Origin of the sequence: Burkholderia sp. BCC0419 (genome assembly GCF_902830285.1) — a bacterium.
GTDB lineage: Bacteria > Pseudomonadota > Gammaproteobacteria > Burkholderiales > Burkholderiaceae > Burkholderia.
Window position 1 is genome coordinate 80110 of record NZ_CADESR010000015.1, and the last position, 12200, is coordinate 92309.

Consider the following 12200-nt stretch of genomic DNA (forward strand, 5'->3'; position numbering starts at 1 on the left):
TGGGGGGTGTTTCCGTGCCGGAACGGGCGCGGCTTCGGCTACATCGCGATCGTGACGACCTTCTCTTCCAGGTACGCATCGAGCCCGCTTTGCGACAGGTCGCGCCCGACGCCGCTGTCCTTGAAACCGCCCCATGGCAGCCTTGCGTCGAGCGGGCTCCACGCGTTCACCGCAACCGCGCCGACCCGCAGGCGGGCAGCCGTGCGGTGGGCGGTCGCGAGATCGCGCGTCCACACCGTCGCGGACAGCGCGTAGGCGGTGTCGTTCGCGAGCGCGACGGCCTCGTCTTCCGTCTCGAACGGGATGATCGTACCGACCGGCCCGAACACTTCGTCGCGCGCGATGCGCATTGCCGGATCGACGTTCGCGAAGATCGTCGGCCGTACGAAGAAGCCTTGCGACGGCACCGGCTCGTCGCCCGCGACCAGCGTCGCGCCGTCGCGAAGCGCCGTTGCGATATGCGCTTTCACGCGCTCGGCGTGGCGCGCGCTGATCAGCGCACCCATTTGCGTCGCCGGGTCGAACGGTGTGCCAACCTTGACCGATCGTGCCGCGTGCGCGAGCGCGCCGACGACGTCGTCGTAGCGACGACGCTGCACGAGCACGCGCGTGCCGGCCGCACAGGTCTGCCCCTGGTTGACGAACAACCCCATCGCGACGCCGGCGATCGCCTGCTCGAGGTTCGCATCGTCGAAGACGATCTGCGGCGCCTTGCCGCCGAGTTCAAGCGTCAGCCGCTTGAATTGCGCGCCGGCTTCACGCGCGATCGTCCGGCCGACCTCGGTGCTGCCGGTGAAGCTGATCTTGTCGACGCCCGGATGATTGACGAGCGCGGCCCCGACCGATGCGCCGATACCGTGCACCAGATTGACGACACCCGGCGGAAAGCCTGCCTGCGCGGCCAGATCCGCCAACGCGCCGACGGCGAGCGGCGCGTCCTCCGACGGCTTGATCACGACCGTGCAGCCGGCCGCGAGCGCGGGTGCCAGCTTCCAGCACGCGATCATCAGCGGCGCATTCCACGGCACGATCAGGCCGGCGACGCCGACGGCCTCGCGCACCGTGTAGTTGACCGTCGGGCGTCCCATGAAGCCGCCGGTCGGAATCTGCCGGCCTTCGAGCTTGTCCGCCCAGCCGGCGAAGTAGCGCAGCGTGTCGATCGACATCGGCAGATCCATCATGCGCACCTCCATGGCCGGGCGCCCCTGCTCACGCGCCAGCAGCTCGACGAAGCGCTCCGCGTCGTGTTCGAGCAGGTCCGCCAGCCGATGCAGCAGCTTCGCCCGCGCGGCGCCGGGCAACCGGCTCCACGGCCCGCCGTCGAATGCGGCGCGCGCCGCGCGCACGGCCCGGTCGACGTCGGCTTCGGTGCCGGCCGCCACGCGGGCGAGCAGGTGCCCGGTGCACGGTTCGAATTTCTCGAACCACTCGCCGTGCGCGGCGTCGCATGGCTCGCCCGCAATCCGGTGTGTGAGGGTGTAGTCGGCTGTCATGTCGTGGTCTCCCGATCAGGAGCCGATCCGGGCAGGAAGGAGGATCGGCTTATCTGGCCCACTGTAGGACGCCGGTGCCGGCGACGCTGGGACATCCGTGCGCCGGATAGAGGATTCGCATGCATGCACGCCGGCAGGCATGTTCAAGCGAGTTGCGAATCGGTCCATCGTACGCGTGCAGGGTCTCAGCGAATCCACCCTTCTCCCCCTACACAAATCAAAAAGTTAGGCACGTTCATGAGAATTTCCTCTGTCGAAAATTCTCATGATTCGGTAACGCAACCCTAAACATTTCTCGTGAATGTGAAACTTACCCTGCAGCTCCATACTCGGTACGGTTGCCTTGTCCCTGCTAATAGGGTGACATCGTCCGGGCACATATTTCAGGAACGGTGGCAGACGAGGCTCCAGTGAGCCGCGCGAAATATGCGGAACGTCTTTGGGTCGCGTTAACTGTATCCAGCCCCGAGACGTCGTTCATCGGGAGCATGTTTCACGCCGCGATCGAAGACGGTGCGGCCGGAAGCTGATGCCAGAACGGCCGCCGTTCCCGAACTAATCGCCGGCACGATCCGCCGCGCCGGCCTCCTTGGCGAAGGCGAGCAGCAGCTCGCCGAGCCGACCCGGCTGCTCCTGCTGGATCCAGTGACCGGCGCCGTCGATCAGCTCGATGCGACTCATTCTCGTCGTCGCCTTCGTCCTCATCAGATCGAGCGCGCCCGGCGCCGAATAGGTACCCCAATCGCTCTTCCCGCCAATAAAGAGCGACGGGACATCGATCGTCTTGCCCGAAAACAGGCGCAACTCGGCGTTCAGGTCGGGATCGGAAAAAACGCGATAAGCCTGCAGCGCGCCTTGAAATCCCGTGCGGCCATACTCGGCCGTGTACACCGCGAGTTCCGGCTCGGTGAGCCATTTGCAGGCCCGGACCTCGGCGGCGGATGGTTGGAATGGAGCGACGGTCTCGGGCATCGTCTTGCCGAGATCCATGACGTAATAGGTGGGCATCCGTGCAAGTTCCGCGGCGGTTGGCGCCTTCAACGGATGCGGCTTGTTGCCCGGCCAGTCGGCGCTTTTGACATGGAAAAATGCACGAAGAAACGTGTGCAGGCCCTGAGGTGGGTGCCACATGTCCTGGTTCGCCCCTCGTGAGCTCAGGTACTGCTGGTAATGCGCTCTCGGCGGATCGAGTGCCGCCAGCGCGGCCGCCAGCTTTTGATTGCCGGTGTTCGATTGAGCCGACGATGCGTCGGTTTGCGCGGTGTTGAACGGAAGGGCCGGCGGACCGGGGAACGGTGCACTCATCAGCACTACCGACGGAAAGACGTCAGGTCGCGCCAGCGCACAATAGGCCGCCACCGGCGAGCCGAGGTCGTGCCCGACGAGCATCGTCGTCCGCCGATACCCCAACGCCGAAACCAATCCGAGGGCGTCGCGCGTCATATTCAGGAGACCGAATGGCTCCAGCGGGGCGTCATAGCCGTTCACCCAGCCTGTGGTGCGCCCAAAGCCCCGCTGGTCGGGCGCAACAACATGGTATCCGGCGTCAGCCAGGATCGGGAGAAGGTGTCGCCAACCATAAGCCAGATCCGGAAAGCCGTGCAGAAGCAGTGCGAGCGGCCGGCCGGGACTCTCGTAACCGGCCTCGAGAATATGGACATCGAGGCCGTTGACCCCATGGATCATGCGTGAGCGGACCCCGGTGGGAAGCGTTCCTTCGCCATAGGTGGACGTGGCCAAATCAGTTCCTCCCGTAGGGTCTGCGCGGGCCGGTCGGAGTAACGCCGCAACCAGACTGGCCGCGCCCATCGCCAGGACCGCTCGTCGGGACGACGATGGCTTGATTGAGTACCAGGACATCGCTCATCTCCGAAATATGGTGATCACCATACTATGGCGTTCACCATAGCAACGTCAAGCGAGACGTGGTACGTTTTCGGCATGACACGCAAGACTGACGCGCGCGATCGCGCGATTGCCACCGCCGAGCGACTATTTCGCATCCAGGGCTACACTGCGACCGGGTTGACCCAGATACTCGAGGAAAGCGGCGCGCCCAAAGGGTCGTTCTACTTTCATTTTCCACGGGGCAAGGCGCAACTCGCAGAAGAAGCCATCGATAATTATGTTGCGAAGCGAATGGCTGTATTACGGGATATCTCGGCGAGTACGGCGGGCGATGCGCTGAATTTCGTTCATCGAATTTTCAGCACATTCGCGGCCGAAATGGTCGCCTCTGATTTCCAGTATGGATGTCTGATGCAAAATCTGGCGAATGAGCTACCCGCGCTCGACGCTGAGCTGACCCAACGCGTGGCGCGTGGATTTGCTGAATCGACCGGGATTATTGCGGAGCATTTCACGGGGTGCGGTTTCGCTCCCGCGCGTGCGGCCTCCACCGCGGCCGCATTGGTCGCCGCCCTCGAAGGCGCGCGAACGATCGCCCGCCTGGAACGCACGCCGGCTGTATTCGAAGCGCTGGCAGAGGTCAGTATCCAAAGGTGGGCTGCCCCCGCGGGGTGATCCGGTCCGGCGTTCAGTGCCGGGCCACCACGATCAGTTTGTTTCGGCTCAAGCAGGAACATGTCACGCTCATTCTCTCGACCGCGTTCATTCGGGTCGCGCCGAGGCAGCCGGACAACTTGAACGCATGGAGAATGGGCATGCAGAAGCAACCGAAGAAGGCCGAACAGGTCGGCCCGCCGGCGACCTCAAGGCTGAGCCGGTCGTACGGCAACGCTGATTTTGTCGACGCATTTTCAGTGGACTTGCCAACGACTGCCTGCAACGACGCAGAGTCTCTCGCTCGATATATCTTTGCAGGACAACCCCAATGGATCGCAATACTGCAGGGAATTCGCGACATTGCCGTCTCGCCATTCGGCCTTAAAAGAACGATCGATCTGAAAGCCGCGAAGGACGACCGGCTCAGTATTTTCCGCGTGTTCGAGCGGCATGAAGACGAGATCATTCTGGGCGAGGACGACGCGCATCTCGATTTCCGCGTGTCGGTTCTCGTGCAGCCTGCCTCCGAGGGCCGGCCCCGGCGGCTGATACTCACTACGCTCGTCTTCTACAATCGTCTGCTGGGCCGCGCCTATATTGGCGTTATCGCGCCTTTCCATCGCCTCGTCGTGCGAGCCTCGCTCGACCGGGCACAGAAGCTTGGATGGCCCGGCCGGTAGCGGCGACGCCGATCAACGCTGCTTCCCGCTGGTCGTAGACAGCCATGCGTTCAAAGTCGCGGGTTCCCGAGAACGGCGAGAACCGGGAAGAACAGCCTCTCCAGCCGACCGCCAGGACTTCATCATGAACATCGTCGACCCGATGATCGCCAACAGGGACGTGCATCCGCGCGGAGAAGCAGGACTTTGGCAAGACGTCAGGCTGAAGCGCGTTGTGAGGGCAAGGTGGCGCGCCTGGCTGCTGGCGCTGTCGATCGTCGCCGGTTGCGCCCCCCTGTCGGCAACGAGTGCGGATATGCAATTCAACGGACGCGATACCCGGCTGGAGCGGGCGATCGAGGCCGACGATCCCGCCGCCGTGGCGATCGCGATCGCCGGCGGGGCCTCGGTCAATGCGCGCGGTGCCCGCAATGTCACACCGCTCGAATTCGCCGTCGCCACCCATCGCGAGAAGGCCGCCGCGGCGCTGATCGCGCACCATGCCGATCCGAACCTGCGTGATGCCGACGGCGACAGCGCGGTTTCGCTCGCGGTCAACGCTTATCGGCGCGATCCGTCGCTGCTCGCGATGATGCTCGATGGCGGCGGCAATCCCAACGCGGTGCGCCCGGATGGCGATCCGGTGATCGTACGCTTCCTCAACGATCGAAACCTCGATGCGATCACGTATCTCCACTCGCGCGGCGCCGATATCGATGCGGAGGTCGACGGACAGCCGATGGTGGTGAATGCGGCTTGGGGTGCCGACTGGGATGTCGTGTGGCGGCTGATCGAACTCGGTGCCCGCACCGATACGCCGAAGGCAGCGGCCGGCCTGGTCGAGACATTCAAGATTCCCGGCGCCACCTTGCCGGACAGCCCGATCTATCCCTTCAAGGTGAAGGTATGGGTGCATCTGAAGGCTCAAGGCCTTGATGCCGAGCCGCCGGCGGGAATGGTGCGTCCATGAGGGTCGATGAACGGCCATCTCGGCGCCTCTCTGCGTCGGCGGAGAGCATGCCTATATCGCCAGGTTCGCTACATCAAGTCGATGGCGGCAGAATCTCCTGAGGCGGCGATCACCGCGAGCTGCCATTGGGCGGAGGGCATGGCGATGCGGCCGGAGCGGTCGAGCCCCTCCATCAGCGCCCACCAGTTCGGGTCATCCTGCCCGAACTCGACGCACGTGCCGTCGTCGAAGCGCAGCACTAGTACAACGATGTCGCCCACGAAGATGTCGCGCAGTTCAGCCCGCGCGCCGACGAGCGTGGCGAAGGGTAGCCGCTTTTCCGTGCCGTTCGGGAAAGCCAGCCGCACACCGTCGGTCGCGATGTACCTGACTGGTTCATGGCGGCGGGCGAAGCGGGTCAATCGCGCGTTGATACGATCAATCCAGCCCATGTTTGGGTCCGTTGTCCCTGACGATACCTGATGCCGCTGTAGCGGCCGGCGTTCATCCCGACATTTTACGGTTCACAGTCCGATCGGTGATGGAGACTTCGTGGTGGCGGTCGGCGAAATCACATCCGCAGGCGTAGACGGAGGACACGTTCAAAACGCGTACCGTGACGTCAGCCGGTTTGATGGCGGCAAGATGGTCGAGCTGAATGCGTTCGTCGTACAAACCTCAGTACGCGCGGATCGATGCAGACAGTCCGACCGACGTCTCGCTGCATCAAAGGTCTTTGCTCCGAAGCCAGGCGCGGATAGCTTCGATGTGCTGTGCCTTGCATTCCAGCGGCAACCAGTGTCCGGCCGGCATCGTCGTCACGGTCAGGTCTGCGCATGCCGCACGCATGGGGTCGCCCTGACGATTTCCGGTGATGCTGCAAATCTGATCGAATTCGCCGTTGACGAACAGCACCGGCTGCGAGAGACGGCCGCCATCCGGCGCAGTGCGCGCGTAAGCGATGTTGGCCTCATCGTTCAGATACCACGCGCAGGCGGGACGGAAGCCATGCGTATTGAACGACGCTGCCAGCGCTTCGAAGTCCGCCGGCGGCCACAATGCCGGATCAGGGCGAGTCGGCGGCGCACGATGCGCAGCACCGAAGCGCCCTCCATTGCGCGTGACGGCCGCATTCGGCGACACCTTGCCGATCCCGTCCGGGTCGCCCGGTCGAAAAATCGACGCCAGCGATGCTGTCCGGTCCGCATCCAGGTCTGCTACCGCCGCTTCGAAATGCGTCATGTAGTAGCGGTAGTAATCCCACTGGCCATCGGGATACTCGTCGGCAGGATAAATCGCCCGGTCGATCAGTGGAACGACCGTGCTCAGGGCGTGCCCGTCGGGTTGATATGCCAGCGAGGTCAGCACGACACCACGGCTGCGCTCGGGTTCATGCGCGGACAGCTCGGCGGCCACGACGCACCCCCAGTCGTGCCCAATCCAGATCGCAGGCTCGCCGCCGAGGTGGTCGTGGAGTTCGGTCATGTCCGTCACGACCGCCTCGATCGTGTAGGCGTCGTTGGCTTCAGGTGCGAAAGAGCCGCCGTAGCCGCGCAGGTCCGGCGCGATACAATGCCAGCCGTCGGCGGCAAAGGCATCCATCTGGGCGCGCCACATCAAACTCAGGCTCGGCCAGCCGTGCAGAAAGAACATCAGCGGTCCTTCGGCCGGGCCGCTCTCGAGATAGTGCGTCGGCTGACGCGTCATGTTGAACGTGCGCGATACCAGCGGGTGTCGAGATGTTTCCGTCATGATTCAAGGCTCCGGTTGATTTCAGCGGTTTGCTGAAGGTGAAAAGCCTGCCGTTCGCCGAGTTATTTGCGGTCGATCATCAGCGCCACCCCCACCAGGGCGATGCCGCCGGAAATCAGCTTCACGAGCGTCAACGGCTCGTGCAGCAAGAGCGCGGACAAACACAGCGCGATCACCGGCGCCGCATAGTTGAAGGTGTTGGCGAGCGTCGTCGAGACCTGAGCGTTGAGCGTCAGGAACACGGCGTAACCGATCAGCGTGCTCGCCACGACGAGAAACGCGAGCGCGGCCCATGCCGCCGGCGGTACGCGCGCAAGGTGCGTCGTGGCAGCGATCCCCGACACGGCGACGATCGCGGCGAGCACTGCGCCGGCTGATACCAGCTGTATCGCCAGGCTGATGACGGGATCGCGAGGCAACGCCAGTCGCGGCGCAAGCAGCGACCCGGCTGCCCAGGCTGCAGTCCCGATCAGCGCAAGCACCGCGCCCATCGGCCGGAAGTCGCCGCCGGTAGCAGACGTCCAGCCCATCAGCGCGAGACCGGCAAAGCCAATGGCGACCCCGGCGATCTGGCGGCCTGTCAGCGGCCGGTGAAACACCGCCCAGGCGAACAACGCCAGAAAGAGCGGCGAAGACGAACCGAATACCGCGGCCACCCCTGCCGGCAGAAAATGCGTCCCCCAGATCGCGAGTGCCTGACTGGCCACCAGCATCGTGACGCCAATCAACGCTGCCCCACCCGACTCGCGAACCGACGCAGGCGAGCGGCGCCAGCGAGCCAGCGCGAAAGGCAGAACGACCAGCGCCGCGAGCGAGAAGCGCAATGTCGCCACCATCAACGGATGCAACGCGTTCCCGGCAACCTTGAAAGCCAGGAAATTGGCGCCGTTATAGAACCATTGGTAGGCCACGGCGAGCGCGACCCAGCCGCGACGTGCGCTCCAGTTGGTATGGGTCGTGGTTGTCGCAGTCACTTGCTGCCCTCCTGCCTGACGAATTCGGCGATCGCGGCCTCCTTGCTGCGGAGGCACAGACTCATGAAATGGTCGAGATATGGGGCTGCCATGGGACTGTTTCGGTCGACGACCTCGTATGCAATTGCTTCAATGCTAACGAGCGCTTCGTTATCCCGATAATGCGGGCTTTCTATCGCCGTTATCCAAATATTGAATAATTGCGTTACGCTTGCCCCGCTTTTGCAATAGACCCAACCGGAACTCACGGAGGCGCCAGTGGACTCCCGCCTTATCGAGTACTTCTTGCGTGTTGCCGAACTCGGCAGTATCAACAAGGCTGCAACCGACTTGCGGCTCTCCCAGCCGGCGCTGTCGCGCCACATCGCGCTGCTCGAGCATCAACTTCGCGCGAAGCTTTTTACGCGAACGCGGGGCGGCGTGCAGTTGACCGAGTCCGGCAGGCTGCTGGTGGAGCGCGCACGGCCCATTCTTCGTCAGTTGACTTCGTTGGTCGAGCAGGTTGGCGACCGCGCGGCGGGCCAGTTGGCGATTGGCATTGCACCGTCCTGGCGCAATCTCTTCACCTCGAACTTCGTGGCGCGGTTGGTCGCCGACTATCCGCGCGTGAGGCTTCGTGTTCACGAGGGCGTGAGCCATGAACTGCGTGACGTCATGCATTCCGGAATGCTCGACCTCGCCATCGTCCCGTTCGAGGCGTCGCCGCCGCAGGGCTATGTCCATACCCCCGTCGTTCGGGAACCGCTCATCCTCGTGGCCGCCAAGGACGCCGGCTTGAGGCCTGACAAGGCGGTGCCGCTGTCGCGTCTCGGAGAGCGCAAACTCGCGCTGGCGGGAAAACAGAATGTCATCCGCGCGACCATCGAGCACGCGATGGTCCGTCGCAATTTCGCACTCGACATCCTGTTCGAACTCGATGCGATGCATCTCTCGATGGAACTCGCGCGGCGGGGAATCGCGGACACCGTGACGCCATGTTGCGCGGTCAGCGGCAACGCATTCTGGGAGGATTCGATCTCGTGGAGTCCGATCCGGGGTGCCTACATCACCTGGGCGCTCTGTGAAAATACGGCGCGCTCGCATTCGCAAGCGGTGCTCGAAGGGAAGCGGATGGCCCTCGGGATGGTCGACGAAATCATCGACAGCCAGACCTGGCGCGGTGCCGAGCGCCTGAACGCGAATATCGACTCGCTGTTGTAGAAATGGACAGCTGAGTCCGCAGGCACGCTGCCGGGGTGTGAGCAGCATCCAGAGGAAGCCGCGGATCGCTCCGTACCACACGCATGGCAATCGCATCGAACCCCTTTCGGGCGTTTGCAAGTGTCCGCGTCCGCCTCGGCGCTACCGCTACGTTGCCAAGCCCGACGCATTGGCCGGATCCCTTCTTCTTACCCGTGCGCTTGCATCGCGGTACAGCGCACGGCCGTAGCCGACTCCAAACCGACTTCAGGTTCCCTTTGGGTATTGAGATCCTGCAACAGCAAATCAACCCACTGTAGGTTCGCAGAAAAGGTGGCCTCCGCGGTCCATACAAATCAATGATTTGGCCGTCTTTTCTGCGAATTTTCCCGCAACGATGTGGCAGAAAAGATGACCTCTCCCTACAAAATTCGCAGAAAAGTTGACCTCCGATCGAACCCCAGCCTAGAAGTTCTTAAAATCAAAGACTTGCGCCACGGTTGGCCCCCCAAAAAAGTGGTGCTCATGGATCGAGACGGTCCGACCTACGCCGCATACGAGTTGCCGAAGCCCTGGTTGCTTGAGGTTGACGGCCCGATGGCTGGCTCGCGTCTGCTATAAATTTGTGCAGAGTCTGCAAATAGCTAACAGCTAACGACCACTTCCGTGATCAGATGAACACTTCGATACGAAGGCCACGACGAGTGTTCGCGCTTTGTCGATTCGATATGCAGAGCTTGGTTGGGTGATCTCGCCCAAGCATGTTCAGAACCTGAACTGAAAGTTGAGCGGCGGCAATAGTAGTGCGGCACGAAATAGTGCGGACAGTTTCACAAGATCCTTCGGCTTGTAGCGCAAGTCGTATGACTGTGGGTGCGGCACGAAGAGATACAGCCCGAAGAGGTTCGTGCTCCCCTCGACGGGCAGCCAATCAATCCACCCGTGCTTAGCAACAAACCGACTGTCCTCAGACAATGCCGGCTCGTATGATTCAGTCCTGCAAAGTCCAGCGGCAACGCGCAAGCCCAAGAAGAACGTCACTCGATCGTCGAAAAGGCCAGAATCCGAGTTTCTCTGAAGAGTAATCGCCGCACGATCTGAATCAAACTCGGAGAATCCATCCTTGCTCCTCCCTGGATGGACATCGAAAACGTTGCGCATCTCGAAGCAACTTGTCAGCATGTCCGCCTCTGCAGCAGCCCCAAAGATAACAGCCGCCAAGTTTTTGGTACTCTTGGCATCAGCGAACCAGGATAGCGTCGGTGCCTGCGGCGACGGTGCCTCTCCAATAATGAGTGGCCGGCGACCGAAACGGTGGGTACGCATGTAAACCCACGGATCCCAGAATGTAATTTCTTCTGTCATTTACCAGACCTGAGCGATTTTATGCTCTTCGTGCGTCAGTTAATACAAAAACTGCCACTTCCATCGCAAACGAATCTCACGACCACCGCCAACACATAATCAGCGCGCACGCTCCTTCCAAAAGGGATTAGCGCTGTGCGTGGTAACGACGTGGCTGTATCGGATGTAATTCAATCCAGTCCCGTTCGTGTAGACAACACCTGGGGCCCTCCACCGAAGGAACGCTGGCCATCGTGTCGGGTGCGGGTGGAGTGTCTGCATGTGGAGAATTGCCTTGCCCTGTCGTGTTTCGTCTGTCGGCTCAACAACACGATATCTAGAGTGAGTGTGACTCGATCCCTCCTCATCCAAAATGGCGTAGTTGACTCTATGCTTAGCCTCTAGTCGTCGGTCAGCACAGTCTGCAATTTGTCGCCGCACTTCACCTTCAAATTTTGCGTCGTGTACATACAGATTAGCAAAGCAATTCATTATCTGATGCTGATTCAGCGCTTTGACATCTCCGGGACTCCTAGTTTCGACCCAACCATTATTGTGCTGAACACTATACACATCGCCGTCGTAGGCAACAAAGAGAATATCTGGAGTCAGTGGCATAAATGCCAGAAAACCCGAGGATGACGATCCAAACGAACATCCCAAAGCTCGACGGTCCTCAAGATACCAACGATTTGTTGCAACAGCAGGATCATCAGAAGTGAAGAACGGTACGTCCGTTCTGTTCTTTACGAGACAAACTTTCAGATCATCTACACAGTCGCTTACGTCGACCACCGTTTGCATCGCAATTTGTACAGCCTCTCGGATACCAAATCGAAATGAAAGCAGCTCCTCACCCAGCACCGCATCAGTGGATGCGGCCATTTTTACTGCACGCTGCGATGCGGCTTCAGTTCTCAGATGCTGGAGAGCCCAAGAAAATCTGAGCGAGTGCCGGTCGGCATCGTCGAGTTCATAGCCGGGTTGACGGATCCTGCGCAGCAGGCTCGCGTACGCCGTTTCACTACCCTGTATTGCGGCCTCTAGCTTGTCATCTTGTCCATAGAAATACGATCCCGAACATTGATGCTTAACGGCAGCATTTTCAATCAATTTTGCCCTGTCGATATTGAATAAATTGATGGTGACATTTTCCTCGTTCTTCGTGAACGATCGCAAATAACAGCGAGGAACAAAATGTTGATTTTTGTTGGTTGCCATAGACAAGTTACTGAAGTTCGGGTGCATACAGTCGCCGCATCGAGCTGTGTCGCACTCAACCGGGAAGAACTTCGTCATGAAATTGGTGACCAAATTTTGCCACCGGCCCAATCGGAAACACTAT

Annotated in this window: 11 protein-coding genes; 4 read left to right on the forward strand and 7 right to left on the reverse strand. The window is 61.3% G+C overall.

Features of this window, described 5'->3' with window-relative positions:
• Positions 1-38: 38 nt before the first annotated feature.
• Both HWW87_RS35710 and HWW87_RS35715 read right to left on the reverse strand, forming a co-directional pair.
• Positions 39-1493, reverse strand: coding sequence for an aldehyde dehydrogenase family protein (locus HWW87_RS35710; RefSeq protein ID WP_175824211.1), 1455 nt, complete (start codon positions 1491-1493; stop codon positions 39-41).
• A 555-nt stretch (positions 1494-2048) separates the two neighbouring features.
• The gene (locus tag HWW87_RS35715) at positions 2049-3179 is read right to left on the reverse strand and encodes an alpha/beta hydrolase (RefSeq protein WP_175824245.1); all 1131 of its coding nucleotides are present in this window, start codon (positions 3177-3179) and stop codon (positions 2049-2051) included.
• 255 nt (positions 3180-3434) lie between these two features.
• On the opposite strand from HWW87_RS35715, the gene HWW87_RS35720 reads away from it, so the two are divergent.
• The 3 genes from HWW87_RS35720 (at position 3435) to HWW87_RS35730 (ending at position 5627) form a co-directional block, all read left to right on the forward strand.
• The gene (locus HWW87_RS35720) at positions 3435-4016 is read left to right on the forward strand and encodes a TetR/AcrR family transcriptional regulator (protein WP_175824212.1); all 582 of its coding nucleotides are present in this window, start codon (positions 3435-3437) and stop codon (positions 4014-4016) included.
• A gap of 140 nt (positions 4017-4156) precedes the next feature.
• Positions 4157-4678: a DUF2867 domain-containing protein gene (locus HWW87_RS35725; RefSeq protein WP_175824213.1), complete on the forward strand. Its 522-nt coding sequence runs from the start codon at positions 4157-4159 to the stop codon at positions 4676-4678.
• Between the two features lie 124 nt (positions 4679-4802).
• Positions 4803-5627 (forward strand): hypothetical protein, encoded by an 825-nt coding sequence (locus HWW87_RS35730; protein WP_175824214.1) that lies wholly within the window; start codon positions 4803-4805, stop codon positions 5625-5627.
• Between the two features lie 68 nt (positions 5628-5695).
• Here the strand turns inward: HWW87_RS35730 and HWW87_RS35735 are convergent, their stop codons facing one another.
• The 3 genes from HWW87_RS35735 to HWW87_RS35745 all read right to left on the reverse strand — a co-directional run bounded on the left by HWW87_RS35735 (position 5696) and on the right by HWW87_RS35745 (position 8332).
• A complete protein-coding gene (locus HWW87_RS35735; RefSeq protein ID WP_175824215.1) occupies positions 5696-6058 on the reverse strand; it encodes a hypothetical protein in 363 nt (120 codons plus the stop codon).
• Positions 6059-6332: 274 nt separating this feature from the next.
• Positions 6333-7358, reverse strand: a complete 1026-nt coding sequence (locus tag HWW87_RS35740; protein WP_175824216.1) for an alpha/beta hydrolase — start codon at positions 7356-7358, stop codon at positions 6333-6335.
• A gap of 62 nt (positions 7359-7420) precedes the next feature.
• Positions 7421-8332 carry an EamA family transporter gene (locus HWW87_RS35745; RefSeq protein ID WP_175824217.1) on the reverse strand — a complete coding sequence of 304 codons (912 nt, stop codon included), beginning with the start codon at positions 8330-8332 and terminating at the stop codon, positions 7421-7423.
• A 258-nt stretch (positions 8333-8590) separates the two neighbouring features.
• On the opposite strand from HWW87_RS35745, the gene HWW87_RS35750 reads away from it, so the two are divergent.
• On the forward strand, positions 8591-9532 hold the full coding sequence (locus HWW87_RS35750) for a LysR family transcriptional regulator (RefSeq protein ID WP_175824218.1): 942 nt from the start codon (positions 8591-8593) through the stop codon (positions 9530-9532).
• Positions 9533-10276: 744 nt separating this feature from the next.
• Here HWW87_RS35750 and HWW87_RS35755 read toward each other — a convergent pair.
• Both HWW87_RS35755 and HWW87_RS35760 read right to left on the reverse strand, forming a co-directional pair.
• The gene (locus HWW87_RS35755) at positions 10277-10876 is read right to left on the reverse strand and encodes a hypothetical protein (protein ID WP_175824219.1); all 600 of its coding nucleotides are present in this window, start codon (positions 10874-10876) and stop codon (positions 10277-10279) included.
• Between the two features lie 99 nt (positions 10877-10975).
• Positions 10976-12154: a DUF4238 domain-containing protein gene (locus tag HWW87_RS35760; protein ID WP_175824220.1), complete on the reverse strand. Its 1179-nt coding sequence runs from the start codon at positions 12152-12154 to the stop codon at positions 10976-10978.
• Between the last annotated feature and the right edge of the window lie 46 nt (positions 12155-12200).